The following is a 23,755-nucleotide window of genomic DNA, read 5'->3' on the forward strand; positions in this document are numbered from 1 at the left end:
ACGCGCCTCGCACACCGAGGCGTTCAGGGCGGCCTTCCGTCGGCACGGTGCGCCGCCGCTCAGGCTGGCGATCGTACGAGGCACCTGTGGTGACCCTGTGCACACCGGGCGGTGGTCCGGCGCCGGACGTGTGCAGTCCCGGAGGTTTCGTGAGGGATGTTCCGCTTCGCGGGCCGGCCCGTTCACGGGGCCGGCGGGCGGGGTCAGGAAGCCCGGGTCCCGGCCTCGGCCGTGTCCTCCTGGCTGCGGCTCGCGTCCAGGTTGGCCTTCATCCGGTCCACCCGGCCGGCGACCTGGACGGACGCCCGCTCGCGCTCCTTGCGCAGCACCACCCAGCTGATGGGCGCCGAGAGCACCATGGCGAGCAGCACGATCCAGAAGAGGTTGGAGGCGCCGAAACCGCGCGGGAAGATCCCGGAGTAGACGGCTCCCCAGGCGACCACGAGGCAGCCGGCGAAGACGCCGAGGCGCATCAGTGTGTAGCGGAGCATCTCAATCCACTCTTCCGTGTCGTTATGGTCCTGAATCCCATCACGTGCACCGTCCAGTGAAGCACGCGTCCTACCCGATCTTGGCAGGGGGTGGCGGGCTCAGCCGAGGTCCAGCAGCATCGCGATGTCGTCCCGGTACGCGCCGGGGCCGACCCGGATGGCACCCGGCACCCGGCCCACCTCGCGGTAGCCGCAGGAGGCGTAGAAGTGCTCCAGGCCCTCGCCGCCGCGGCAGCCGAGCCGGACGGACTCGATGCCCTCGAAGCCGCGCGCGGCGTCCGCGGCGGCCGCGAGCAGGTCCCGGCCGTACCCGCGGCCCTGGTGCTTGGGATGGACCATCACGGTGTACAGCCACAGCCAGTGGGTCATCAGCCGGTGGCTGTTGAAGGTGAGGAAGGCGGCCGCCACGACGCGGCCCGCGCCGTCCGCCCCGCCCTCGTCATCCCGCCCGACCAGCAGCCTGCTGTGCCCCTGGGCGAGCCGCGCCAGCGAGCGGACCAGCTCGGGCCGTATGTCCTCACGGGTGACGGGCGCGACGAAGCCCACGGGACCACCGGAGTTGGTGACGTCCGTCCACAGGTCGAGCAGGCCGTCGCGCAGGTCGGGGGTGACGGCGGGGTCCAGCGTGAAGGTAAGAGCCACGGGACCAAGGTAATCCTTACCCCGGCCCCGGCTCAACCAACTGCCCGGTCCCTCAGACGCGCATGGCCTGCGGAGTCTCGCGGCGCAGCGGGTCCGGACCCTCGTACTCGCGGATGATCTCGTAGCGGGTGTTCCGCTCCACCGGACGGAAGCCGGCGTCGCGGATCAGGTCCAGCAGGTCCTCGCGGGTCAGCTTGTTCGGCGTGCCGTAGTTGTCCGCGTCGTGCGTGATCTTGTACTCGACGACCGAGCCGTCCATGTCGTCCGCGCCGTGCTGCAGGGCCAGCTGGGCGGTCTGCACGCCGTGCATCACCCAGAACACCTTCACGTGCGGGACGTTGTCGAACAGCAGCCGGGAGACGGCGAACGTCTTCAGCGCCTCGGCGCCGGTCGCCATCTGGGTGCGCGCCTGGAGGCGGTTGCGGACCTTGCCGTCCTTCATGTCCACGAAGTCGTGCTGGTAGCGCAGCGGGATGAAGACCTGGAAGCCGCCGGTCTCGTCCTGCAGCTCACGCAGCCGCAGCACGTGGTCCACCCGGTGGCGGGGCTCCTCGATGTGCCCGTACAGCATGGTGCACGGGGTCTTCAGACCCTTCTCGTGCGCCAGCCGGTGGATGCGGGACCAGTCCTCCCAGTGGGTGCGGTGGTCCACGATGTGCTGCCGGACCTCCCAGTCGAAGATCTCGGCGCCGCCGCCGGTCAGCGACTCCAGGCCCGCGTCGATCAGTTCGTCCAGGATCTCGCTCGCGCTCAGCCCGGAGATCGTCTCGAAGTGATGGATCTCGGTGGCCGTGAACGCCTTCAGCGAGACGTGCGGCAGCGCGGCCTTCAGCTCCTTCAGGGAGCGCGGGTAGTAGCGCCACGGCAGGCTCGGGTGCAGGCCGTTGACGATGTGCAGCTCGGTGAGGTTCTCCGACTCCATCGCCTTGGCCAGCTTCACGGCCTCCTCGATGCGCATCGTGTACGCGTCCTTCTCGCCCGGCTTGCGCTGGAACGAGCAGTAGGCGCACGACGCCGTGCACACGTTGGTCATGTTGAGGTGCCGGTTGACGTTGAAGTGCACCACGTCACCGTTCTTACGGGTGCGCACCTCATGGGCGAGGCCGCCCAGCCACGCCAGGTCGTCCGACTCGTAGAGCGCGATGCCGTCCTCACGGGTCAGCCGCTCACCGGAGCGGACCTTGTCCTCCAGCTCGCGCTTGAGTCCGACGTCCATACCAACACCTTTCCACGACAACCTGACCAACCGTACTCCCCCGACCCCCCTGACCCGCTGTCACACCTCTTCGGGCAGCTCCCCGACCCGGTTCTCCCACTTCGTGGAGAGCACGATGGTGGTGCGGGTGCGGGAGACACCCTTGGTGCCGCTCAGCCGGCGGATGGTCTTCTCCAGACCGTCCACGTCGGAGGAGCGGACCTTGAGCATGAAGGAGTCGTCGCCGGCGATGAACCAGCAGTCCTCGATCTCGGTGAGGTCCTTCAGCCGGCGGGCCACGTCCTCGTGGTCGGCGGCGTCGGAGAGCGAGATGCCGATCAGCGCGGTCACCCCGAGGCCCAGCGAGGCCGCGTCCACCGTGGCGCGGTAACCGGTGATGACCCCGGCCGCCTCCAGCCGGTTGATGCGGTCGGTGACGCTGGGTCCCGACAGGCCGACGAGGCGCCCCAGCTCCGCGTACGAGGCCCGGCCGTTCTCCCTCAGGGCCTGGATGAGCTGCCTGTCCACCGCGTCCATGCGATCGAAGCCTTCCGGTGTGAAATTCGCCTGTGTGAGATGAGAGGTACCGCTACTTGCCTTGCGCGCCGCCGCCCAGCTCGCCCTTCCAGCGCCGGTACAGGCCGTGCCCCACGCCCGCCGCGTCCAGCACCCGCCCGGCGACGAAGTCCACCAGGTCCTGGATGTGGGTGGCGCCCGCGTAGAAGGCCGGCGACGCGGGGACCACACTCGCCCCGGCCTCGTCCAGCGCGACGAGCTGGCGCAGGGTCTGCCCGTTCAGCGGGGTCTCGCGCACCGCCACCACCAGCGGCCTGCGCTCCTTCAGCGTCACGCTCGCCGCCCGCTGGAGCAGGTCCTTGGACAGGCCGAGGGCCACCCCCGCGACGCACGCCGTGGAGGCCGGGACGATCAGCATGCCCTTGACCGGGTACGACCCCGAGGACGGTCCCGCCGCGAGGTCGCCCGCGTTCCAGTACCGCACCCCGCCGAGGTCCGGGGCGAAGGTGTCCGGCTTGCCGTCGGCGCCGCGCGCCAGCCAGTCCCGCAGGTCCTCGCGCCAGTGGGCGTCCCGGAACGAGATCCCCGTCTCGTCCAGCAGCGTCAGCCGCGAGGCCCGGCTGACCACCAGGTCGACGTCCTCCCCGGCCGCCAGCAACGCCCGCAGCACCGCCGCCGCGTACGGGGTCCCGGAAGCGCCCGAAACCCCCACGATCCAAGGCACGCGCTGCGATTCTCCTGCGTTCACACCTTGAGAGTACCGGCGTGACGCGCCGTGTTCAGGCCGGGTGCGCCTCGGTCAGACCGTCAGACCCCGGACGACCAGATCGAGCAGCGCGCACACGAAGAGCGCGATGCCGATGAACCCGTTGACTTGGAAGAACGCCCGGTTCAGGCGGGACAGGTCGTGCGGACGCACGATGCGGTGCTCGTAGACGAAGGCCGAACCCACGATGACCAGGCCCAGCCAGAAGAACGGACCCGCGTGGGTGAGGACCGCGTACCAGGCGAAGAGGGCCATCGTGACGGCGTGGCAGGCCCGCGCGCCCCAGATCGCGGCCGGGATGCCGAAGCGGGCCGGGACCGACTTCACGCCGATCTCGCGGTCGGTCTCCACGTCCTGGCAGGCGTAGATCAGGTCGAAGCCGCCGATCCAGACGCCGACCGCGAGGCCGAGGATCACCGCGTCCCAGGACCAGGTGCCGGAGATCGCCAGCCAGCCGCCGACCGGGCCCATCGCCTGCGCGAGGCCGAGGATGGCCTGCGGGAAGTTGGTGAACCGCTTGCCGTACGGATAGACCACCATCGGGATCACCGCGATCGGCGCGAGCGCCAGGCACAGCGGGTTCAGCAGCGCGGCCGCGCCGAGGAAGACCACCAGCGCGACCAGCGCGCCGGTCCACGCGTGCCGTACCGACATCGCGCCGGTGACCAGCTCGCGCTGGGCGGTGCGCGGGTTACGGGCGTCGATCTCGCGGTCGATGATCCGGTTGACCGCCATGGCGAAGGTGCGCAGGCCGACCATGCAGATGGTGACCAGCAGCAGCCGCGCCCAGTGGATGTTCTTGTCCCACTGGTACATCGCGGTCAGCGAGGCGATGTAGGCGAAGGGCAGCGCGAAGACCGAGTGCTCGATCATCACCAGGCGCAGGAAGGCCTTGGTGCGGCCCGGCTGCGGGATCGCGGCGGCGGACGGGGTGCTCACAGTCCGTACTCCTTCCAGCGGCGGTCGACCAGCGCCGCCGTAGCGGGGTCCGACAGGACCATGTCCGGCCAGCCCCCGTCCCTCGTGTAGCCCTCCTCGGGCAGCTTCTTCGTCGCGTCGATGCCCGCCTTGCCGCCCCAGAACTGCTGGTAGGAGGCGTGGTCGAGGTGGTCGACGGGGCCCTCGGCGACCACCAGGTCACGGGCGTAGTCGGTGTTGCCCAGCGCCCGCCAGGCGACCTCGTGCAGGTCGTGCACGTCGCAGTCGGAGTCGACGACCACGATCAGCTTGGTCAGGGACATCATGTGCGCGCCCCAGATCGCGGACATCACCTTCTGCGCGTGCTTGGGGTACTTCTTGTCGATCGAGACGATCGCGCAGTTGTGGAAGCCGCCGGCCTCGGGCAGGTGGTAGTCCACGATGTCCGGGACGATGATCTTCAGCAGCGGCAGGAAGAAGCGTTCCGTGGCGCGGCCCAGCGGGCCGTCCTCGGTCGGCGGGCGGCCGACCACGATCGACTGGAGCAGCGGCCGCTTCCGCATCGTCACGCAGTCGATCTTCAGCGCGGGGAACGGTTCCTGCGGGGTGTAGAAGCCGGTGTGGTCGCCGAAGGGACCCTCGGGCAGCATCTCGCCCGGCTCCAGCCAGCCCTCGATGACGACCTCGGCGTTGGCCGGGACCTGGAGCGGGACCGTCTTGCAGTCGACCATCTCGATCCGCTTGCCCGCGATGAACCCGGCGAACATGTACTCGTCGATGTCGCCGGGCAGCGGGGCGGTGGAGGCGTAGGTGACGGCGGGCGGGCAGCCGAAGGCGATGGCGACCGGCAGGCGCTCACCGCGGCGGGCGGCGACCGCGTAGTGGTTCCGGCTGTCCTTGTGGATCTGCCAGTGCATGCCGATGGTGCGCTTGTCGTGCCGCTGGAGGCGGTACAGCCCGAGGTTGCGGATGCCGGTCTCGGGGTCCTTGGTGTGGGTCAGCCCGAGGTTGAAGAAGGAGCCGCCGTCCTTGGGCCAGGTGAACAGGGCCGGGAGCGCGTCCAGGTCCACGTCGTCACCGGTGAGGACGACCTCCTGGACGGGCGCGTTGTCGCCCTTGACCTTCTTCGGCGGCACGTGGGCCATCGCGCCGAGCTTGCCGAACGCCTCACGGACGCCGACGAAGCCGTGCGGCAGCTCGGGCCGCAGCAGACCGCCGATCTTGTCGGAGATCTCCGCGTACGACTTCAGCCCGAGCGCCTTGAGCAGGCGGCGGTCGGTGCCGAAGACGTTCATCGCCAGGGGCATCGCGGAGCCCTTGACGTTCTCGAAGAGCAGCGCCGGGCCGCCGGCCTTCTGCACCCGGTCGACGATCTCACCGACCTCCAGGTATGGGTCGACCTCGGCCTTGATGCGCTTGAGGTCTCCCTCGCGCTCCAGCGCCCGCAGCAGGGAGCGAAGATCGTCGTAAGCCATGTGTCCCAGTATCGGCCACCGGATACGCTGGCTCGGTCACCGGGGCCGTCCACATCGTGGGGAGAACGCGCGACCATGCTCAGGTATCTGCCGTTCCTGCTGGTCCTGGCGCTGTGGATCTACGCCTTCGTGGACTGTCTGAACACCCCCGAGGACGAGGTCCGCCACCTGCCGAAGGTGGCCTGGGTGTTCATCGTCCTGCTCTTCGGCGAGGTCCTGATCGGCCCGCTGGCCTGGCTGATCACCGGCAAGGTCCGCCGGACCACCGGTCCCGGCCCGGCCTGGGTGGCCCCCGACGACGACCCGGACTTCCTGCGCTCCCTGAAGAAGGACGAGCCGGGCACCGAGTGAGGCGTTTCGCGCACGCGTGATCCGGGGGACAGTGCCCCCATGGATCTGGAGCCGGCCCGGACGTGGCTGCGTACCGCGGTCGAAGAGGCGCGCGCGGGACGGGCGGAGGGCGGCATCCCGATCGGGGCCGCGCTCTACGGACCCGGCGGGGAGCTGCTCGGGCGGGGCCGCAACCGGCGGGTGCAGGACGGCGACCCGGCGACGCACGCCGAGACGGCGGCCTTCCGGGACGCGGGGCGGCGGCGCTCCTACCGCGGCACGACCATGGTCACCACGCTGTCGCCGTGCTGGTACTGCTCCGGGCTCGTGCGGCAGTTCGGGATCTCCCGGGTCGTGGTCGGGGAGGCGGGCACCTTCAGCGGCGGGCACGCGTGGCTGGCCGCGCACGGGGTGGAGGTGATCGTGCTGGACGATCCCGAGTGCTCCGCGCTGATGCGGGAGTTCGCCGCGGCGCATCCCGCGCTGTGGAACGAGGACATCGGGGTCGCCGGGCCCTGAGCGGCGCACGGTCAGGCGTTCGGCCCGCCATCCGTTCCGCTGAAAAGCCCCGCGCGGGCATGTCTCCACCGCGTGCGACGGCATTCCCTTGACGGGGGGCCCTTACACCGGGGTCCCCTTCTGCGATCGGAGACGCGTGCGAATCACTGACATCCAGCGCTGCGAGGTCCGGCCGGGGCGGCTCGTCGAGTGGACGCTGAGTCCGGCGACCGTCGCCACGGCGCACGGCCTGCCGGAGGACTCCCGCCCGCCCGCCTACATCCAGGAGTCGCACATCCGGACGGCCCGGCACGTCCGGGAGGACGGCCTGTTCGTGCCGACCTGGCTCGGCACCTGCTTCGACCTGCCCGGACCGGTCGACCTCGATGTGCTCCAGGAGGCCCTGCGGGCCTGGACGGTCCGGCACGAGACGCTGCGCAGCGGCTTCCGCTGGGCGGGCGGGGACGGCGACGAGCTGCGCCGCTTCACCCTGGACGCCGACGACGTCACCCTGCGCCGGGAGGCGGCCGGTGACTTCACGGACGCGGCCGCGCTGACCGCGCACCTCCAGGAGCGGTTCGACACGGTCGCGGACGCGCTGCGCTGGCCCAACCTGATCTACGCGGCCGTGGTCCGGGACGACTCGGCCACCGTCTTCCTCGCCTTCGACCACAGCAACGTGGACGCCTACTCGCTGCACGGCATCCCGGCCGAGATCGAGGAGCTGTACTCGGCGGGCCTTGAGGGGCGCGGGCCGGTGGTGCGCACGCCGGCCGCCAGTTACGTGGACTTCTGCGAGATCGAGCGGGCCGACGCCGACCGGCTGGACGGCGGGCACGAGACGGTCGCGCGGTGGCGGGAGTTCATCCGGCGCTGCGACGGCACGCTGCCCTCGTTCCCGGTCGAGCTGGGGGTGGAGCCGGGCGGTCCGCTGCCGCGGCAGCGGATGATCTGCGAGCCGCTGGTGGACGCGGAGACGGCGGCCGCGTTCGAGGCGCGCTGCCGGCCGTACGGGGGCAGCCTGGTCGGGCTGCTGGCGGCGACCGCGCTGATCGTGCAGGAGCTGGGCGAGCAGTCGGTGTACCGGACGGTGGTGCCGTTCCACACGCGGGTGAAGTCCCAGTGGAACGACTCGGTCGGCTGGTTCGTGGGCGGTGCCCCGATCGAGGTGCCGCTGGACCACGCCTCGGACCTGGATTCCACGCTGCGGGCGGTGCGCGCCGAGCTCCAGGCGAACCGCACGCTGGCCCGGATGCCGCTGGCGCGGGTGCTGAGCCTGCTGGGCGCGGACTTCCGGCCGACCTCGCCGGACCTGTACTCGATCGTCTCCTTCGTCGACACCCGCGGTATCCCGGGCGCGGCCCGCTGGGCGGAGCAGAACGCGCACGCGCTGCTGCGGGTGTCCTACGGCGACCAGGTGTGCGTGTGGGTCAACCGGCTGCACGACGGCCTGTGGCTGGCCAGCCGCCACCCGGACACGGACGTGGCGGCGAAGAACATGGGCCTGTACGTGGAGCGGCTACGGGACCTGCTCGCGGCCCCGCTCGTCTGATCCCCAGAAGGCGAGCAGTCGCTCGAAGCGGGTGCGCCACTCGGCCGCCGACGCGCCCTCGCCCTGGTGCTCGTGGGTGAAGCGGAGGATGCTGCCGGCCTCGCCGTCGCGTTCGAGGTGGAACCGCAGTCTGCCGCCGCCCTCGACGGTGTACTCCGCGACCCGGTCCACGTCCCAGGCGGTGACCCGCCCGGCGCCCAGGTCGCGCAGCGCGACCGTGCCGTCGAGGCGGGGTTCGAGCACGTCGACCGGGGTGCACCAAGCGGACAGGCCCTCGGCGGCCGCCACCGCGGGCCAGACGTCCTCCATCGCCCTCGGCAGCCGCACCAGGAAGTGCCGGATGTGGGTGTTCCCGTGGGTCTGGCTCATGCCCTGTTCGATGGAACCGCGCATGCCACCAGTGTCCCCGACGGGGCGCTCAGACGCCCGCGTACGAGTGCTTGCCGCTGACGAAGATGTTCACGCCGTAGTAGTTGAACAGCCAGCAGCCGAACGCGATGAGCGCCAGGTAGGCGGCCTTGCGGCCCTTCCAGCCGGCCGTGGCGCGGGCGTGGAGGTAGCAGGCGTAGGCGACCCAGGTGATGAAGGACCAGGTCTCCTTGGGGTCCCAGTTCCAGTACCGGCCCCAGGCGTCGCCCGCCCAGATGGCACCCGCGATGATCGTGAACGTCCACAGCGGGAAGACGGCCGCGTTGACCCGGTAGGCGAACTTGTCCAGCGAGGCGGAGGCGGGCAGCCTCTCCAGCACCGAGCGGGCGAAGGTGCCCGGGGTGCCGCCGCTCTCCAGCTTGCTCTCGTAGGAGTCCTTGAAGAGGTACAGGATCGTGGCGACCGCGCCGACGTAGAACACCGCGCCGCAGAAGATCGCGGTGGAGACGTGGATGTACAGCCAGTACGAGTGCAGCGCCGGGACGAGCTGGTCGCTGGCGGTGTAGAGCACGGTGACGGCGAGACCGAGGTCCAGCAGGACCGTGGTGATCAGGAACAGGCCGAGCCAGCGGACGTTCTTCTTCCATGCGAGCAGGCCCAGGTACACGCCGACCGCGACGGTGGAGAAGGTCAGGTTGAACTCGTACATGTTGCCCCAGGGGGCGCGCTGCACGGAGGCCGCGCGGGCGACCACGCCGGCCAGCTCCACCAGGAAGGCGAGCACGGTGAGGGAGACGGCGATCCGGCCGTACATGTCTCCCTGGACGTCGCCGCCGTGGGCGCCGGGGCCGTCGGGCACGTCACGGGCTCCGGCGGCGGCGCGGACGACGACCCGCGGGCGCTCCAGCACGGTGGTGCCGCCCGCCTGCTTCACGGTGACGGCGGGGGCGCTCTTCGCCGCCGGTGTGCCGGCCGTGAGCGCGGCCGCGGTGCGGCCGACCTTGCTGCGGCTGCCGAGGAGCCATTCGGCGATGTAGGCGAAGAAGGCCAGCGTGTACACGGCCATCGAGGAGTAGATCAGCGTGTTGCTGATGCTCGCCAGATGCTCGTTGGTCGCGGTGGCGAGGTCGGTCGCGGCGGCGAGAGTCACTTCTCAGCCCCTTCGGCAGGTACTGCGCGGGTTGTGTCTTCGTGGGTTTCGGGGGCGCCGGGCGCCTGGTCGTAGAGGATCGCGGCGAACTCGCCCAGCTCCTCGGGGACCTTCGCGGACTCGCTGCGGCCGAGGCCGGCCATCTCGACCACCGTGACGCCGTCGGCACCGGTGACCACGCGGACCCAGACGCGGCGGCGCTGGATGAACAGCGACGCGGCCAGGCCGAGGATGGCGGCGACGGCGCCGCCCAGTGCCCAGGCGCCGCCCGGCTCCTGGACGATCTGGAAGCCGGCCCATTCCTTGACGTTCTTCTCGAACGTGACGGTGCCGGCGCCGCCGGGCAGCTTCATGGTCTGCCCCGGCTTGAGGTTGGCCCGCAGCTGCTTGCCGTCGTCGCCCTTGAAGCCCTTCATGTGCTTCTTGTCGAGCTGGTAGACGCTCTGCGGCAGACCCGAGTCGACGCCGAGGTCGCCGTGGTACGGCTCCAGGTTGAGCACCGGGTTCAGCAGGGCCGGGAACTGGGAGAGGACGGAGGCGCCGCCGCCGTAGGTCGGCAGGAAGAAGGCCCGGATGCCGAGCTGCTCCTTGGTGCCCTTGGCGTCGTGGTAGCCGTCCATGACCTTGACGACGCCCTGCGAGGTGACGTTGCCGTCCAGCGGGAGCAGCGGCACGGCGTCCTGGTAGACCACCTCGCCCTTGCCGTCGCGGACGGTGATGACGGGCGCGTAGCCGTGGCTGACCAGGTAGACCTTGGAGTCGTCGATCTTCAGCGGCTCGTTGACCTGGACGAGCTTGGAGCGGGTGGCCCCGTCCGCGCCCTCGCTGTAGTCGATCTTCGCCTCGAAGGTGCGCGGGGTGCCGCGGTTGGGGCCGGACAGCTCGTAGGTGCCCTTGAAGTCCTTCAGGTCGAAGCTGAACGGCACCAGGTCGTCGTTCTGGAACAGGCTGCCGGACTTGAAGTCGTCGTACATCGGCAGCGCGTTGGAGAAGCCGTCGCCCTCGACCACCAGCTTGGTGCCGTCGGACTTGAACAGCTGGCCGGAGGCGAAGGCCACCAGCAGGACGATCAGCGAGATGTGGAAGAGCAGGTTGCCCAGCTCGCGCACGTACCCCTTCTCGGCGGCGACGGCGTCACCGGCGCGGTGGGCGCGGAAGCGGCGCTTCTTCAGCAGGGCGAGCGCCGCCTCGCGGACCTGCTCGGGCTCGGCCGTGGTGCGCCAGGTGGTGTAGGCGGGCAGCCGGTCCAGGCGGCGGGGGGCGCCCGGCGGGCGGCCGCGGAGCTGGCCGACGAACTGCCAGGTGCGCGGGACGATGCAGCCGATGAGGGAGACGAACAGCAGGATGTAGATCGCGGAGAACCACACCGAGCTGTAGACGTGGAAGAGGCCGGTCTTGTCGTAGATCGGCGCGAGCGTGGTGTGGGCCGCGCGGAACGCCGCGACCTTGCCGGCGTCGGCGCCGGTCTGCGGGATCAGCGAGCCCGGGATCGCGCCGAGGGAGAGCAGCAGGAGCAGCAGCAGCGCGACCCGCATCGAGGTGAGCTGCCGCCAGAACCAGCGGGCCCAGCCGATGACGCCGAGGCCCGGCAGGCTCCCGGTGTCCTCCTGCGGCGCGGTGGAGAGCTGTGAGCCCGCCGCGCCGAGTCCCTCCTGGTCCCGGCCGTTGTCGGTCGTGGTGTCGCTCATCGTTCAGATCCCCACAGAGAAGCCGTCGGACCAGGTCTGCATCTCCTGCACCAGGTGGTCCCAGGCGCCGGTCAGCAGCAGTACGCCGGTCGCGATCATCATCGTGCCGCCGGCCCGCATCACCCAGACGTAGTGGCGTTTGACCCAGCCGAAGGCACCCAGCGCCTTGCGGAAGGCGATCGCGGTGAGCACGAAGGGCACGCCGAGCCCGAGGCAGTACGCGACGGTCAGTATGGCGCCCCGGCCCGCGCTCGCCTGCTGGGAGGAGAGGGCGACGACGGAGGCGAGGGTCGGGCCGATGCAGGGCGTCCAGCCGATCCCGAACAGGGCGCCGAGCACGGGCGCGCCCACCAGCCCGGTGGCCGGGCGCTTGTGGAAGCGGAACTCGCGCTGGGTCAGCCAGGGCATCAGGCCCATGAAGAACACGCCGAGCAGGATCATCAGGACGCCGAGGACCCGCGTGAGCACGTCCTTGTAGCCCTGGAGCGTCTGCCCGAAGTACCCGAAGAGGGCCCCGCCGGAGACGAAGACCACGGTGAAGCCGAGCACGAACAGGGCGGCGCCGGTGGCCATCCTGCCGCGCCGGGCGTCGGCCAGGTCGGTGCCGGTGACGCCGGTCACGTAGGAGAGGTAGCCGGGGACCAGCGGGAGCACGCAGGGCGAGAAGAAGGAGACCAGCCCGCCGAGGACCGCGACGGGCAGCGCGAGGAGCAGGGCGCCGCTGTGCACGGTCTCGTTGCGGCCCGTCACGGCGGCGAGCGTCAGCAGGTCGCTCACGTCACTTCTCCGCGAGGACCGGATCGAGCATCTTCACCAGGGCCGTGTCGTCGAGCGCCTGAAGCGCCCGCGCGGCGACCTTCCCGTCCCGGTCCAGGATCAGCGTGGAGGGGATGAGCTGCGGGTTGAGCGTCCCCTTCTCGAAGCGGAGCATCAGCTTGCCGGTCGGGTCGTACAGGCTCGGGTAGGCGATCCCGTTGGCCTTCTCGAAGGCGACCGCGGGGGTGGTGCTGGTGTCGCGGGTGTTGATCCCGACGAACCGCACGCCCTTGTCCTCGTACGCCTTGGAGACCTTGGAGAAGTACTTCGCCTCCTGGCGGCACGGCCCGCACCAGGAGCCCCAGACGTTGAGGACGACGACCTTGCCCTTGTAGTCGGCGACATCGAGGGTCTTGCCGTCGATGGTCCTGCCCGACAGTTCGGGGGCCTGGGCGCGCTCGCCCCTGGCGGCGGTGTCCACGCCGTTGCGACCGGTGACGAAGTTGGTGTCGCCGCCTCCGCCGGAGGTCCCGCCGCTGCCGCACGCGGACAGGGTCAGGGCCGCGGCGGCGGCCACGGCACCGAGCAGGGCGGCGCGGCTACGGGTACTCATGTGAAAAGTTTCGCATGGCTGTTCCGGCGGTTTCGCCCGCCCCCCTACCGGGCGGAAAAGCGCCTTTCAGGGCGTATTTACACGGGACATTGCGGACATCCCGTCACGCCGCGGCGAGGAAGCCCTTCCAGCCCCCGGCCGGCTTCTGGCCGACGTCCAGCGTGCGCAGCCGGGCCAGCACCTCGGGCCGCTGGACGTCCAGCCAGTCCGTGAACTGCCGGAAGGAGACCAGGCGCACATCCGCGCCCTTCTCCTTCTCGCGCGCGATGTGCTTGAACGCCTCCTCGACGGCGTCCATGTAGATGCCGCCGTTCCACTCCTCGAAGTGGTTGCCGATGAAGAAGGGCGCCCGGTTGGTCTCGTAGGCCCGCCGGAAGCCGCCGATGTACGCCTGCGCCGACTGCTTGCGCCAGCCCGGGTAGTTGTAGGAGGGGGCCTTGGTCGAGTTGACCGACTGGTTGGCCAGCATGTTGTAGTCCATGGACAGCACCTCGAAGGAGTGTCCGGGGAAAGGTATCTGCTGGAGGGGCAGGTCCCAGATGCCCTTGCGCTTGCCGGGCCACATCTGGCGGCCGCCGGGCGAGGAGGCGTCGTAGCGCCAGCCCAGCTCGCGCGCGGTGGGCAGCAGGTTGTCCTGGCCGAGCAGACAGGGGGTGCGGCCGCCGACCAGTTCCTTGTCGTAGTCGAAGGGCAGCGCGGGCAGGTCGGTCCAGCCGGTGTTGGTGCGCCACTCCTTGACGAACGACTTGGCCTGGTCGATCTCACTGCGCCACTGGGCGGGAGTCCAGTTGCCGACCGTGCCGGAGCCGCCGCAGAAGTGCCCGTTGAAGTGGGTGCCGATCTCGTGGCCCTCCAGCCACGCCCGGCGCACGTTGGCCAGCGTGGCCTTGACGTGCTCGTCGGTGAGGTAGCCGATGTCGGAGGCGCCGCGGGGGTTGTTCGGCGGGTCGTAGAGCCGCTTCTTCGACTCGGGCAGCAGATACAGCCCGGAGAGGAAGAAGGTCATGCTCGCGCCGTGCTCCTTGGCCAGGTCCAGGAAGCGCGGGAAGAGGCCGTTGCCGACCTCGCCGGCGCCGTCCCAGGAGAAGACCACGAACTGCGGCGGGGTCTGACCCGGCTCCAGCGGCTCGGGGCGGGCGGGCTGGTGGGGCTGCCGGCCGGTGAAGGAGGTCGAGCCGTCACCGATGGGGCGGGCCTTCGTACGCGGCCTGCCGCTGTGCGAGGGCTTGCCGGAACCGCTCGGGTGCTTGCCGCCGCCCACGGATGCGGAGGTGCCGCAGCCGACGAGTCCGGCCGCCGTCGCGCCCGCGCCGAGGCCGAGTATTCCCCTCCGGGTGATGGTCTGCATGGAGCTCCCCGATTCGTCACGCCCACTGGTGTCACCCAGTCAGATGATGTGACGAACGGGGAGGTTCCTTGATCCGCCGCTCTTTCGCGGCGGACACGGCAAAGTCACACGAAGCACACCGAATGTGCGGATTCAGGCCCCGAATGCCTTGCCCTGCGCCCCGGCACCCTTCTGCGGCTTCGCGCCGGCCCGCAGATGTGCCGGGACCAGGTCGATCGCGGGCTCGCTGTAGCCGACAGAGACGATCTTGTCACCGAGGTAGGTGAAGGACGTCAGCGAGGCCAGCGTGCACTGCCGCTTGCGCGGGTCGTGCCAGAGCCGGCGCCGCTCGACGTAGGAGCGCACGATCCAGATCGGGAGCTGATGGCTGACCAGCACCGCCTCGTGCCCGCGCGCCGCGTCCTTCGCCGCGTTCAGCGCGCCCGTCATCCGCACCACCTGGTCGATGTACGGCTCTCCCCAGGACGGCCGGAACGGGTTGACCAGGTGCTTCCAGTTGTCCGGGTTGCGCAGCGCGCCGTCGCCGACCCCGAAGGTCTTGCCCTGGAAGACGTTGTCCGCCTCGATGAGCCGGGCGTCGGTACCGAGGTCCAGCCCGTGCGCCTTGGCGATCGGCGTGGCCGTCTCCTGCGCCCGCTCCAGCGGGGAGGCGACGACATGCGTGATGTCGCGCGGGGCCAGGTGCTCGGCGACCCGCTCGGCCATCTTCCGGCCCAGGTCGGAGAGGTGGTAGCCGGGCAGCCGCCCGTACAGCAGGCCGTCGGGGTTGTGGACCTCGCCGTGCCGCATCACGTGGACGACGGTGACGTCCTTCTCGGCGGCCGTGCTCTCGGGGTTCTCGGGGTTCTCGGGGTCGGTCACGCGGTCGCCTCCGCGGCGGCTCGGGCCGCCGCCGGGAGGGCGTCGGCGATCTTCTGGATGGCCCGCTCGTCGTGGGCCGTGGACACGAACCAGGACTCGAAGGACGACGGCGGGAGGTACACGCCGTTCGCCAGCAGCGAGTGGAAGAACGCGGTGAAGCGGAACGACTCCTGCCGCTTGGCGTCCTCGTAGGTGCGCACCTGCCGGTCGGTGAAGAACACCGAGAACATGTTGGAGGCGTTCTGCAGCCGGTGGGCCACGCCCTCCTTGGTCAGCGCCTCGGTGACCAGCGACTGGATCTGCGCGGAGACCGCGTCGACCTTGTCGTACGCCGCGTCGTCCAGCAGTCGCAGCTGGGCCAGACCGGCGGCGGTGGCCACCGGGTTACCGGAGAGGGTGCCCGCCTGGTACACCGGGCCGGCCGGGGCGAGGTGCGCCATGACGTCGGCCCGCCCGCCGAACGCGGCCGCGGGGAACCCGCCGCCCATCACCTTGCCGAAGGTCATCAGGTCGGGCTTCACGCCGTCGACGCCGTACCAGCCGGCGCGGGAGGTGCGGAAACCGGTCATCACCTCGTCGGAGATGTACAGCGCGCCGTTCTTGGCACAGGCGTCCTTCAGACCCTGGTTGAAACCGGGGGCCGGCGGGACGACGCCCATGTTGCCCGGCGACGCCTCGGTGATCACGCACGCGATCTCACCGGGGTGCCGGTGGAACGCCTCCTGCACCGCCTCCAGGTCGTTGTACGGCAGCACGATGGTGTCCCCGGCCTGCGCACCGGTGACACCGGGGGTGTCCGGCAGCGCGAAGGTGGCGAGACCCGAACCGGCGGCGGCCAGCAGGGAGTCGACGTGGCCGTGGTAGCAGCCGGCGAACTTGATCACCTTGGCGCGGCGGGTGAAGCCGCGGGCCAGCCGGATCGCCGACATGGTGGCCTCGGTGCCGCTGCTGACGAGCCGGACCTGCTCCACGGGCCCGACGCGGGCGACGATCTCCTCGGCGAGCGCGACCTCGCCCTCACCGGGCGTACCGAAGGACGTGCCCCGCCCGACCGCCTCCTGCACCGCGGCGACGACCTCGGGGTGCGAGTGCCCGAGGATCATCGGACCCCAGGAGCACACCAGGTCGACGTACTCCCGCCCGTCGGCGTCGGTGAGGTACGGGCCGCTGCCCGAGACCATGAACCGGGGCGTGCCGCCGACCGCGCGGAAGGCACGGACCGGGGAGTTCACGCCGCCCGGGGTGACGACGGAGGCTCGGTCGAAGAGCGCCTGCGAGGCGGGCGCGTCGTAGGGGTAAGGCGTTTCGCTCATGACGTGCGGCTTCTCCGACTTCTCGGACTCCGGTGGGGTGGTGACCCCCTCAGGGTAGGCGGAGCCGCCCGGCGGCGGCGCCGTGGCCCGTCCGGGCGGGGCGTACGGCGGCCGCCGGCACTCCCCGGGCCGATCCGTCCGACCTTCCTGGCCGGTCTTTGCCGATCTGCGAGACTGACACCTGATACACACACCTCATACGGCACGTACCTGTCAGGGACCGGGGAAGATCCCACGGACTTCGGTTTGACCGCACGTTTCGGCGGGCGGCCGTGGGGGAGGTCACTGACACGATGATCGGGTTGCGCGGCGGGGGCCACGCGTCCTAGAAAAGCACTCGGGTGGAGATATGCATCGCGGTGGCGGACTGGGCGAGGGGACTGATGACCTGGGTCCTCGGCGAGCCCGGCGGGGAAGGCACCGGCGCGAAGCGGAGGAAGCGACCGAGACACGGCAGGCTGACGCACGTCAGGCACAGGGTCTACCGAGTGAGCCCGAGCGCGGCGACCGGCGGCTGGACCGGCAGTTGGACTTCCCGGACCCCGGTCCGGAGCTGCCGGAAGACGCCCCGTCCGACGAGCGGGCCGCCCGCCCCGGGGCGGGGAGCAGAAATGGTGGTCGGGTGGGGGTGACGTACAAATACTTCGGTGCGCCGGACGGTGCGACCGCGGCCCGCGTCCCCATCTCGATGCGTCCCGAGGAACTCGGCGGCGACGAGCTGGGCATGAACGGCATGTTCACCAAGATCAAGCCGGAGACGATGGCCGCGATGGTGCTGACCGGCATCGAGGGCGTGCCCCTGCACAAGGTGCCGCCGCTCGAACTGGTCGTCCTGCACCCGGACTACGCGGTCGTCAAGCTCCCCATGACCGTGGTGGACCCCCTGCGCGACATCGGCGAGGAAGCGGTCGGCGCGGCGGCGTTCATCTGGTCCACGGTCCCCGACCGCGGCGGCCCCAGCGACGCCTTCAACGTCTACCAACTCCTCCACGAATGGCAGGACTTCAGCCACCGCCTGCACGAGGCGGGGCACCAGCCGTACTGCTTGGTGTGGCCGTGAGAGAGGGCTGCCGCACCATCGTGTGACGGGTCAGCCCGCCCCCTCCGCCCCGTCCGCCGCGTCCGCCCCCAGGAAGTCCACCACCGCCAGCGCGAACAGCAGGGCCAGGGCCAGGCCGAGGACCACCCAGCCGGTGGGGTGGGGCCACAGGACGAAGGCGATGATCGCGGCCGCGGCCAGGAGCCAGCCGATCCAGTGGCGGTGGCGGTGGACGAAGGGGCCCACCGGGCCGGTGCGCAGGCCGAGGCGGCCGGTCTGGGTGCGGGCCGCGCCGAGACCGGCGTGCCAGATCTGGCGGACGGCGCGGGCCCTGCGGCCGGGTCCGCTGATCCAGGACGCCAGCGCCACGACCACACCGAGCGCCACGACGGCCCGTACCGCCGTGCGCAGGAAACGGGTCAGGGTGTCGTACACCGCCCCCGCGGCCGGCTGGGACACCCCGGCGGGGAGCGCGTCCAGGTAGAAGGCGCGGAAGACGGTCAGGCCCAGCCCCAGGAGCAGCGCGGTGAAGGCCGTGGCGAGCGCCGCCGCGACCAGCGCCCGACGGCGGCGCACCGCGGCCAGCACCCCGCCCGCGAGCAGCAGCGCGGCGATCACGGGCAGCCACACCCCGGCCAGTTGCAGCAGCCGGAAGTACGACTGGAGGTCGGCGACCTTCTCGGTGCGCAGGACCGTGAAGTCGGTGTGCACGTCCGGGATCTTCTCCGCCGCCTTGAGCCCGGAGCCGGCCAGCTTGTCCTTGACCTGCTCGATGACCGGCGCGAGGTCGATGGTGACCGCGTCGCCCTCGATCCGTACCGCTCCCCCGCCGCTGCCGGTGAGCGCCTTGTCCACCGCCGTGTGGATCTGCCGGTTGGCGTCGGTCCACAGCCGGGCGAAGGTCTCGGAGGCGACGACCTCGCGCGCCTTGTCCCGTACGAACCCCGACAGCGCGTCCTCGAGCGAGGAGCCCAGGGCGCCGAGCCCCTTCTCCAGCACCGGACGGTCGGCGGGCGCCACCTCCTTGAGCAGGTCGGCCAGGTCGAGGTGGCTCATCAGGACGCCGGTGACCCGGTCGGCGACGGCGTCCTGGACGGCGGGGTCCCGGGCGAGCGGCGCGACGGTGGCGACATAGCGGTCGGTGTCGTCCGCCAGGTCGGCCGTCCACGCGGCGACCAGCCCCAGCGGGGCGAGCAGACAGCCGAGGACGATCAGCACGATCGCGCACACCGAGCGCGTCCGGTGCCGTACGGGCGCCGGACGGCCCTCCAGCGCGTCCACCCGCTCCTGGAGCCGGGCAAGATCGTCGCTCGGCTGCCCCTCGGCCATACCCGTCCACCTCCGCAAGAACCCGGCCCGCCCTGAGAGCAGCAGACCGCGCTCCCGGCATCGGCGCGAGCGACGGTGGGCCGTTCAGGTGCCGGTGCGGCACGGGTGCCGCACCCGGCGTGCGGGCCGGGGCGCGGACCCCTTCACTGTGAGGCAGGAACGGCGAGCGCACAGGAGGCCGGCATGACAGCGCACGGGACGCGACGGGTCGCGGGTACCGCCCTGGTGATGGCGCTCGGCGTCGCGGTGACCGGCTGCTCGGACGGCTCCAGCCCCTCCGGCCAGGCCAGCAGGGCCGCCTCCGCCGCCTCCTCCCTCGCCTCCCGCGCCTCCGACTCGGTGGCCTCGGCCACGGCGGAGGCCAAGCGGAAGCTGGACCAGGTCAAGGGCGGGGTGAACGCCAAGCAGGACGTGTCGCTGGGCAAGGTCACCACCGGCTCCGACGGCGTGCCGACGACCGAGGTGTCCGCGAGGAACACCACCGGTGACGGGAAGTCCTTCGTCGTCCAGGTCAACTTCAAGAACGCCGAGGGCGACCTCCAGGACACCGTGGTCGTCACCGTCGACGACGTGGCCGCCGGCGCCACCGGCCGGGCCACCGCCCGCAGCCACCGCAAGCTGACCGGCGACATACGGGCCGACGTGGGGACGGCGCTGCGGCACTGAACCGTCGGCCATGATGGAGGGGGCCGCACGCGCGGCCCCGCTCGCCCGTCCGGACGCCAGAGCCGTCGCCCGGAGGGGCCGGCCGTCGTTGTCCACACCCAGGGAGCAACCGCACGGCAAGCACGCCCGCACCGGGCCGACCCTACGTATCGTGGGTTTTCAACCGCCTCAGGCCACAAGCCAGTTCATCGGGGAGACATGCACCAGACACGATCCGAGACCGAACCGGCGGGGACCGTACCGACGGTGGCCGTCGACGTGCGCGACCTCACCCCCACGCTGACCCTGCTCGTGGTCAGCCTGACCCTCGCGGCCGTCGGGGTCTACGAACTGTGCGGCTTCGGACTGCACAGCCTCGACCACCGCCCCCACCTGTTCAGCGACGGCCTGACCACCGGCGGGGTGATCGTCGCCGTGGTGGCCGCGGGAGCCGCCGTCGGCAACCTCGCCTGGACCCTCTCGGCGGCCCGCAGAGGCCCCGAGGAGATCCCCTCCCGCGACACCCCCTAAGGGCCCTCGTCCCACAGGGCGTCCCCGCGCACTCCCCCGCCCACCGTGAACCCGATCACCGCGCCCCCGCCCTCCCTGCGGTAGGCGAAGGGCGCCCCGCCGTGGGACATGGCGATCTCGCGGACGATGGAGAGCCCGAGCCCGGAGCCGGGCCGGGAGCGGGCGTCGGCGGCCCGGTAGAAGCGGTCGAAGACGCGCAGCAGGTCGCCCTCGGCGATACCGGGCCCCCGGTCCAGCACCTCCACCCGGACCGTGCCCGCCCGCTCCGCGCCCGCGACCCGGACCTCGATGGGCGCCCTGCCCTCGCGGTCGAACTTGGCCGCGTTCTCCACCAGGTTCGACAGCGCCCGCTGCAGCAGCCCGGGACGGCCCTCGGCGTACGTGTCCCCGCTCACCGTCAGCACGATCTCCCGGCCGGTACGCCGCCCGGCCAGCCCCACCACGTCCTCCGCGATGTCCGCCAGGTCCACCCGCTGCGGCGGCTCGGAGTCGGACTGCCCGGCCGCCAGGTCCACCAGCTCGTTGACCAGGTCGGTCAGCTCCCGCGCCTCCAGCGTGAGGTCCGCCACCAGGTCCTCCCGCGTCTCCGGCGGCAGCTCGTCGATCCGGCGCAGCAACGAGATGTTCGTACGCAGCGAGGTCAGCGGAGTGCGCAGCTCGTGGCCCGCGTCCTGCACCAGCCGCCGCTGGTCCTCCTCGGACTGGGCCAGCCGTCCCAGCATCCGGTCGAAGGCACGGCCCAGGCGCCCCACCTCGTCCGGCCCGGTCACCGGCACCTGGATGCCCAGGCGGCGGGTGCGGGCCACGTCCTCGGCGGCGGAGGTCAGCAGCACCAGGCGCCGGGTGATGCGGCGGGCCAGCCACCAGCCGAACAGCCCCGCACCCACCACCACGGCCGCCATCAGGATCAGCGTCCGCCGCTGCAGCGCGCGCAGCAGGTCCTCGGTGTCGCTGAACTCCTGCGCCACCTGCACCGCGCCCCCGCCCCGGCCCAGCGAGACGGTGGCGATCCGGAAGAGGTCCGCCCCGACCCGTACGTCCCGGTACTCGGCCAGCTCCCCCGCGCTCCGCGCGCCGGCCACCTCCCGGTCGCGGGCGGTGACCGGCAGGGCCGGGGTGCCGGGGTCGACGACCTCCCCGCGCGGCCCGAGCACCTGCACATCGGTACGGGCGGGCCGCACCAGGTCGTGGCCGGGCCGGGAGGAGGAGAAGTCGTCCGGCGTCATCGGGTGCTGCCGCACCTCGGCCCGGACGTCCTGGACGACCTGTGTGAACACCGACTGCTGGTCGACCCGGACCAGCCGGGCCGCCGAACCGTAGGACAGGATGCCGACCAGGATCGTGACGGCGGCGGTGACGGCCGCGAACGACACGGCGAACGTGGTGCGCAGCGAACGCAGCCCGGTGCGGGACCGGCCGGGCGGCCGCCGGGCAGGACCCACTACTCCTCCCGCAGCACGTAACCCACACCGCGCACGGTGTGGATGAGCTGCGGGGCGCCGGGCACGTCCAGCTTGCGGCGCAGATAGCCGACGTACACGGCGAGGTTCTTGGAGCCAGGGCCGAAGTCGTAGCCCCAGATGCGGTCGTAGATGGTGGCGTGGTCGAGCACGATGCCCGCGTTGCGCACCAGCAGCTCCAGCAGCTCGAACTCGGTCCGGGTCAGCTCCAGTTCACGGCCGCCCCGCCAGGCGCGGCGGGCCTGCACATCCATCCGGACGCCCGCGCCCTCGATCCGCCGGTCGGAGACCCGCTCCTCGCGCGCCGGGCCCGGCTCGCCCGCGCCGGCCTGCGCGGTACGGCGCAGCAGCGCGCGCAGCCGGGCGAAGACCTCCTCGACGTCGAAGGGCTTCACCACGTAGTCGTCGGCGCCCGCGTCCAGGCCCGCGATGCGGTCGGCGGTCTCCACCAGCGCGGTGAGCATCAGGATCGGGGTGCTGACGCCCTCCGCGCGCAGCACCCGGCAGACCTGGAGGCCGTCGATGCCGGGCATCATCACATCGAGGAGCAGCACGTCCGGCGGGGTGCGGTGGGCCTGCGCGAGCGCCTCGACGCCGTCGGCGACGGCCGTCACCGCGTAGCCCTCCAGGGTCAGGGCCCGCTCCAGGGCATGACGGATGGCGCGGTCGTCTTCCGCGAGAAGCACGGTGTGGGGCACGGTGTGGGACACGCCCCCAGTCTGCCAAGGGCGACAGCGCTCACGCCGGGGCGCGGGCGCCCGCGGGCGCCCTTTTTACCGGCCTCTCACCGGTACGGGCCGCGCCCTCACGGCTCCCCGTCCGCGTCCCGGCCCTCCCGCAGCCGGGCGATCCGCTCTCCGGTGAAGGCGACCGTGCGCTCCATGTGCCCGATGATGACGGCGAGTTCGATGTCGTCCAGCTCGTCGAAGATGCGCGACCAGTCGCCGGACAACTCCTCCCAGGCATGCTGGAAATCGGCGATCCGCTCCGCCACGGGGACGACGAGCACCCGGCGCCGGTCGCCCGCGTCCCGGCGCCGCACGACGTACCCGGCGCGCTCCAGCCGGTCCACCAGCCGGGTCGCGGAGCCGGTGGTGAGCCCGGTCAGCGCGGCGACCCGGCCGGTGGTGACCGGCTCCGGCTCCAGCGTGAGCAGGTTCAGGCACTGCAGGTCCGTGGGGTGCAGCCCGATGCGGTCGGCGACGGCCTGGGTGAACAGGGCGTAGGAGGCGATGTAGCGCCGGGACACCGCGTCCAGCTCCGCCAGCAGCCCGGTCCGCGCGCTGTCGTTCCCGGCCATGCCGTCCTCCTGGCTCACGCCGGTCAGAACGAGTACTCGTCGCCGGTCGGCAGGACGAGCACCCGCAGCCGGTCGTTGCTGCGGTCGGGGTCGGCGACCCCGCCGTTCCACGCGGTCTCCACCTCCAGGGTCACCTCGGGGGCGGGCACCCGCAGCCGGACGGACAGCCGGATCTCCTGCCCCGCCTCGCCCGCGGCGAGCGCCCCGGTGCCGCAGACGACCGTCCGCTCACCGGTCCGCGTGCAGCCCTGCGGCAGGGTCACCGCCCCGGCGGGCGGCACCGACCAGCGCACCCGCACACTCGCCTCCGGCACGGCGGACGGACCGTGGTCCCGCGGGGTGAGGCGTACGTCCATCCGGTCGCCGTCGATCACGGCCCAGCCGTGGAAGGCCAGGTCGGCGCGGTCCTGCGGGCCGGGGGCCGCCTGGGCCGGACCCCCGGCCCACAGGACCGCGCCCGCGGCGGCCCCCAGCAGCAGCCATGTCCTCGTCGTCACGCCCACGCCGACCACTCCCGCCTCCGTCACCGGTACCGCCCATCCGATGTATGCCACGCGAGCCGCGCGACAGGCGCCCTCCAACAGGTGAACGCCGGGACCGTGCCAGGCTTCACCCATGCTCGTCCTGCGCTCCGCCGCCCTCTTCGTCGTCGCCGCCCTCTTCGAGATCGGCGGCGCGTGGCTGGTCTGGCAGGGTGTGCGCGAGCACCGGGGCTGGCTGTGGATGACCGGCGGGGTGCTGGCACTGGGCGCGTACGGGTTCGTCGCCACCTTCCAGCCGGACGCCCACTTCGGCCGCATCCTCGCCGCGTACGGCGGCATCTTCGTGGCCGGCTCGATCCTGTGGGGCGTCATCGCCGACGGCTACCGCCCCGACCGCTTCGACATCACCGGCGCCCTGATCTGCCTGGCCGGCATGGCCGTGATCATGTGGGCCCCGAGGAACGGCGGCTGAGGCTGACCTAGGCTGG

27 protein-coding genes are annotated in these 23,755 nt (G+C 71.6%); 7 read left to right on the forward strand and 20 right to left on the reverse strand.

Annotation, left to right across the window (positions count from 1 at the left end; all coding sequences use genetic code 11):
* Positions 1–203: 203 nt before the first annotated feature.
* The 7 genes from ABZ898_RS25990 to ABZ898_RS26020 form a co-directional block, all read right to left on the reverse strand.
* Positions 204–491 carry a DUF4229 domain-containing protein gene (locus ABZ898_RS25990; protein ID WP_361663545.1) on the reverse strand — a complete coding sequence of 96 codons (288 nt, stop codon included), beginning with the start codon at positions 489–491 and terminating at the stop codon, positions 204–206.
* 99 nt (positions 492–590) lie between these two features.
* Complete coding sequence (locus ABZ898_RS25995; RefSeq protein ID WP_361663547.1) at positions 591–1,133, reverse strand: GNAT family N-acetyltransferase; 543 nt, start codon at positions 1,131–1,133, stop codon at positions 591–593.
* Between the two features lie 52 nt (positions 1,134–1,185).
* Positions 1,186–2,349, reverse strand: a complete 1,164-nt coding sequence (gene mqnE, locus ABZ898_RS26000) for an aminofutalosine synthase MqnE (protein ID WP_361663549.1) — start codon at positions 2,347–2,349, stop codon at positions 1,186–1,188.
* A gap of 60 nt (positions 2,350–2,409) precedes the next feature.
* Complete coding sequence (locus ABZ898_RS26005) at positions 2,410–2,865, reverse strand: Lrp/AsnC family transcriptional regulator (RefSeq protein WP_018543802.1); 456 nt, start codon at positions 2,863–2,865, stop codon at positions 2,410–2,412.
* A gap of 52 nt (positions 2,866–2,917) precedes the next feature.
* Entirely contained in the window at positions 2,918–3,568 is a 651-nt protein-coding gene (locus ABZ898_RS26010) for a UbiX family flavin prenyltransferase (RefSeq protein WP_361663552.1), read from the reverse strand.
* A gap of 75 nt (positions 3,569–3,643) precedes the next feature.
* Positions 3,644–4,549 carry a menaquinone biosynthesis prenyltransferase MqnP gene (mqnP, locus tag ABZ898_RS26015; RefSeq protein ID WP_361663555.1) on the reverse strand — a complete coding sequence of 302 codons (906 nt, stop codon included), beginning with the start codon at positions 4,547–4,549 and terminating at the stop codon, positions 3,644–3,646.
* Entirely contained in the window at positions 4,546–6,003 is a 1,458-nt protein-coding gene (locus ABZ898_RS26020; protein ID WP_161146361.1) for a menaquinone biosynthesis decarboxylase, read from the reverse strand. Before ABZ898_RS26020 ends, mqnP begins: the two co-directional genes overlap by 4 nt.
* Before the next feature lie 75 nt (positions 6,004–6,078).
* Here ABZ898_RS26020 and ABZ898_RS26025 point away from each other — a divergent pair, with 75 nt between their 5' ends.
* The 3 genes from ABZ898_RS26025 to ABZ898_RS26035 all read left to right on the forward strand — a co-directional run bounded on the left by ABZ898_RS26025 (position 6,079) and on the right by ABZ898_RS26035 (position 8,383).
* Positions 6,079–6,354: a PLD nuclease N-terminal domain-containing protein gene (locus ABZ898_RS26025; RefSeq protein ID WP_361663558.1), complete on the forward strand. Its 276-nt coding sequence runs from the start codon at positions 6,079–6,081 to the stop codon at positions 6,352–6,354.
* Positions 6,355–6,393: 39 nt separating this feature from the next.
* Positions 6,394–6,852, forward strand: coding sequence for a nucleoside deaminase (locus ABZ898_RS26030; RefSeq protein ID WP_361663560.1), 459 nt, complete (start codon positions 6,394–6,396; stop codon positions 6,850–6,852).
* Between the two features lie 136 nt (positions 6,853–6,988).
* A complete protein-coding gene (locus ABZ898_RS26035; RefSeq protein WP_361663563.1) occupies positions 6,989–8,383 on the forward strand; it encodes a condensation domain-containing protein in 1,395 nt (464 codons plus the stop codon).
* On the opposite strand, the gene ABZ898_RS26040 is transcribed toward ABZ898_RS26035, so the two are convergent.
* The 8 genes from ABZ898_RS26040 to hemL all read right to left on the reverse strand — a co-directional run bounded on the left by ABZ898_RS26040 (position 8,351) and on the right by hemL (position 16,481).
* Positions 8,351–8,776: a hypothetical protein gene (locus tag ABZ898_RS26040; RefSeq protein WP_361663566.1), complete on the reverse strand. Its 426-nt coding sequence runs from the start codon at positions 8,774–8,776 to the stop codon at positions 8,351–8,353. The two genes, ABZ898_RS26035 and ABZ898_RS26040, sit on opposite strands and share 33 nt — an antisense overlap.
* A gap of 25 nt (positions 8,777–8,801) precedes the next feature.
* Positions 8,802–9,902: a c-type cytochrome biogenesis protein CcsB gene (gene ccsB, locus ABZ898_RS26045; RefSeq protein ID WP_361663568.1), complete on the reverse strand. Its 1,101-nt coding sequence runs from the start codon at positions 9,900–9,902 to the stop codon at positions 8,802–8,804.
* Positions 9,899–11,590, reverse strand: a complete 1,692-nt coding sequence (locus ABZ898_RS26050) for a cytochrome c biogenesis protein ResB (RefSeq protein ID WP_361663571.1) — start codon at positions 11,588–11,590, stop codon at positions 9,899–9,901. Before ABZ898_RS26050 ends, ccsB begins: the two co-directional genes overlap by 4 nt.
* A gap of 3 nt (positions 11,591–11,593) precedes the next feature.
* The gene (locus ABZ898_RS26055; RefSeq protein WP_361663574.1) at positions 11,594–12,367 is read right to left on the reverse strand and encodes a cytochrome c biogenesis protein CcdA; all 774 of its coding nucleotides are present in this window, start codon (positions 12,365–12,367) and stop codon (positions 11,594–11,596) included.
* A gap of 1 nt (position 12,368) precedes the next feature.
* The gene (locus ABZ898_RS26060; protein ID WP_361663577.1) at positions 12,369–12,959 is read right to left on the reverse strand and encodes a TlpA disulfide reductase family protein; all 591 of its coding nucleotides are present in this window, start codon (positions 12,957–12,959) and stop codon (positions 12,369–12,371) included.
* A 103-nt stretch (positions 12,960–13,062) separates the two neighbouring features.
* Entirely contained in the window at positions 13,063–14,307 is a 1,245-nt protein-coding gene (locus tag ABZ898_RS26065; protein WP_361663580.1) for a hypothetical protein, read from the reverse strand.
* A 132-nt stretch (positions 14,308–14,439) separates the two neighbouring features.
* Positions 14,440–15,096 (reverse strand): histidine phosphatase family protein, encoded by a 657-nt coding sequence (locus ABZ898_RS26070; protein WP_361663685.1) that lies wholly within the window; start codon positions 15,094–15,096, stop codon positions 14,440–14,442.
* A gap of 68 nt (positions 15,097–15,164) precedes the next feature.
* Positions 15,165–16,481: a glutamate-1-semialdehyde 2,1-aminomutase gene (gene hemL, locus ABZ898_RS26075; protein WP_361663583.1), complete on the reverse strand. Its 1,317-nt coding sequence runs from the start codon at positions 16,479–16,481 to the stop codon at positions 15,165–15,167.
* Between the two features lie 349 nt (positions 16,482–16,830).
* Between hemL and ABZ898_RS26080 the strand changes: the two genes are divergently transcribed.
* Positions 16,831–17,541 carry a hypothetical protein gene (locus ABZ898_RS26080; protein WP_361663586.1) on the forward strand — a complete coding sequence of 237 codons (711 nt, stop codon included), beginning with the start codon at positions 16,831–16,833 and terminating at the stop codon, positions 17,539–17,541.
* A 30-nt stretch (positions 17,542–17,571) separates the two neighbouring features.
* Here the strand turns inward: ABZ898_RS26080 and ABZ898_RS26085 are convergent, their stop codons facing one another.
* Positions 17,572–18,849, reverse strand: coding sequence for a hypothetical protein (locus tag ABZ898_RS26085; protein ID WP_361663589.1), 1,278 nt, complete (start codon positions 18,847–18,849; stop codon positions 17,572–17,574).
* A 183-nt stretch (positions 18,850–19,032) separates the two neighbouring features.
* Between ABZ898_RS26085 and ABZ898_RS26090 the strand changes: the two genes are divergently transcribed.
* Together ABZ898_RS26090 and ABZ898_RS26095 are read left to right on the forward strand one after the other, a co-directional pair.
* Positions 19,033–19,515 carry a hypothetical protein gene (locus tag ABZ898_RS26090; RefSeq protein ID WP_361663592.1) on the forward strand — a complete coding sequence of 161 codons (483 nt, stop codon included), beginning with the start codon at positions 19,033–19,035 and terminating at the stop codon, positions 19,513–19,515.
* Between the two features lie 198 nt (positions 19,516–19,713).
* Entirely contained in the window at positions 19,714–20,025 is a 312-nt protein-coding gene (locus ABZ898_RS26095) for a hypothetical protein (protein WP_361663595.1), read from the forward strand.
* Here ABZ898_RS26095 and ABZ898_RS26100 read toward each other — a convergent pair.
* The 4 genes from ABZ898_RS26100 to ABZ898_RS26115 form a co-directional block, all read right to left on the reverse strand.
* Positions 20,022–21,467, reverse strand: a complete 1,446-nt coding sequence (locus ABZ898_RS26100) for an ATP-binding protein (protein WP_361663597.1) — start codon at positions 21,465–21,467, stop codon at positions 20,022–20,024. The two genes, ABZ898_RS26095 and ABZ898_RS26100, sit on opposite strands and share 4 nt — an antisense overlap.
* Entirely contained in the window at positions 21,467–22,183 is a 717-nt protein-coding gene (locus tag ABZ898_RS26105) for a response regulator transcription factor (RefSeq protein ID WP_361663687.1), read from the reverse strand. Before ABZ898_RS26105 ends, ABZ898_RS26100 begins: the two co-directional genes overlap by 1 nt.
* A gap of 107 nt (positions 22,184–22,290) precedes the next feature.
* A complete protein-coding gene (locus tag ABZ898_RS26110) occupies positions 22,291–22,785 on the reverse strand; it encodes a MarR family transcriptional regulator (RefSeq protein ID WP_361663600.1) in 495 nt (164 codons plus the stop codon).
* Positions 22,786–22,808: 23 nt separating this feature from the next.
* Entirely contained in the window at positions 22,809–23,339 is a 531-nt protein-coding gene (locus ABZ898_RS26115; protein WP_361663603.1) for a hypothetical protein, read from the reverse strand.
* A gap of 61 nt (positions 23,340–23,400) precedes the next feature.
* Between ABZ898_RS26115 and ABZ898_RS26120 the strand changes: the two genes are divergently transcribed.
* Positions 23,401–23,739, forward strand: coding sequence for a YnfA family protein (locus ABZ898_RS26120; protein WP_361663606.1), 339 nt, complete (start codon positions 23,401–23,403; stop codon positions 23,737–23,739).
* Positions 23,740–23,755 lie beyond the last annotated feature (16 nt).

Source organism: Streptomyces sp. NPDC046860, assembly GCF_040645115.1.
Classification (GTDB): domain Bacteria; phylum Actinomycetota; class Actinomycetes; order Streptomycetales; family Streptomycetaceae; genus Streptomyces.

What these genes read in the sequence shown, in the direction of transcription:
- ABZ898_RS25990 (WP_361663545.1), bottom strand. Translation starts at nt 491, where the DNA reads ATGCTCCGCTACACACTGATGCGCCTCGGCGTCTTCGCCGGCTGCCTC.
- mqnE (WP_361663549.1), bottom strand. Translation starts at nt 2,349, where the DNA reads ATGGACGTCGGACTCAAGCGCGAGCTGGAGGACAAGGTCCGCTCCGGT.
- ABZ898_RS26005 (WP_018543802.1), bottom strand. Translation starts at nt 2,865, where the DNA reads ATGGACGCGGTGGACAGGCAGCTCATCCAGGCCCTGAGGGAGAACGGC.
- ABZ898_RS26020 (WP_161146361.1), bottom strand. Translation starts at nt 6,003, where the DNA reads ATGGCTTACGACGATCTTCGCTCCCTGCTGCGGGCGCTGGAGCGCGAG.
- ABZ898_RS26025 (WP_361663558.1), top strand. Translation starts at nt 6,079, where the DNA reads ATGCTCAGGTATCTGCCGTTCCTGCTGGTCCTGGCGCTGTGGATCTAC.
- ABZ898_RS26030 (WP_361663560.1), top strand. Translation starts at nt 6,394, where the DNA reads ATGGATCTGGAGCCGGCCCGGACGTGGCTGCGTACCGCGGTCGAAGAG.
- ABZ898_RS26040 (WP_361663566.1), bottom strand. Translation starts at nt 8,776, where the DNA reads ATGCGCGGTTCCATCGAACAGGGCATGAGCCAGACCCACGGGAACACC.
- ABZ898_RS26050 (WP_361663571.1), bottom strand. Translation starts at nt 11,590, where the DNA reads ATGAGCGACACCACGACCGACAACGGCCGGGACCAGGAGGGACTCGGC.
- ABZ898_RS26060 (WP_361663577.1), bottom strand. Translation starts at nt 12,959, where the DNA reads ATGAGTACCCGTAGCCGCGCCGCCCTGCTCGGTGCCGTGGCCGCCGCC.
- ABZ898_RS26065 (WP_361663580.1), bottom strand. Translation starts at nt 14,307, where the DNA reads ATGCAGACCATCACCCGGAGGGGAATACTCGGCCTCGGCGCGGGCGCG.
- ABZ898_RS26070 (WP_361663685.1), bottom strand. Translation starts at nt 15,096, where the DNA reads ATGCGGCACGGCGAGGTCCACAACCCCGACGGCCTGCTGTACGGGCGG.
- hemL (WP_361663583.1), bottom strand. Translation starts at nt 16,481, where the DNA reads ATGAGCGAAACGCCTTACCCCTACGACGCGCCCGCCTCGCAGGCGCTC.
- ABZ898_RS26080 (WP_361663586.1), top strand. Translation starts at nt 16,831, where the DNA reads ATGCATCGCGGTGGCGGACTGGGCGAGGGGACTGATGACCTGGGTCCT.
- ABZ898_RS26085 (WP_361663589.1), bottom strand. Translation starts at nt 18,849, where the DNA reads ATGGCCGAGGGGCAGCCGAGCGACGATCTTGCCCGGCTCCAGGAGCGG.
- ABZ898_RS26090 (WP_361663592.1), top strand. Translation starts at nt 19,033, where the DNA reads ATGACAGCGCACGGGACGCGACGGGTCGCGGGTACCGCCCTGGTGATG.
- ABZ898_RS26095 (WP_361663595.1), top strand. Translation starts at nt 19,714, where the DNA reads ATGCACCAGACACGATCCGAGACCGAACCGGCGGGGACCGTACCGACG.
- ABZ898_RS26110 (WP_361663600.1), bottom strand. Translation starts at nt 22,785, where the DNA reads ATGGCCGGGAACGACAGCGCGCGGACCGGGCTGCTGGCGGAGCTGGAC.
- ABZ898_RS26120 (WP_361663606.1), top strand. Translation starts at nt 23,401, where the DNA reads ATGCTCGTCCTGCGCTCCGCCGCCCTCTTCGTCGTCGCCGCCCTCTTC.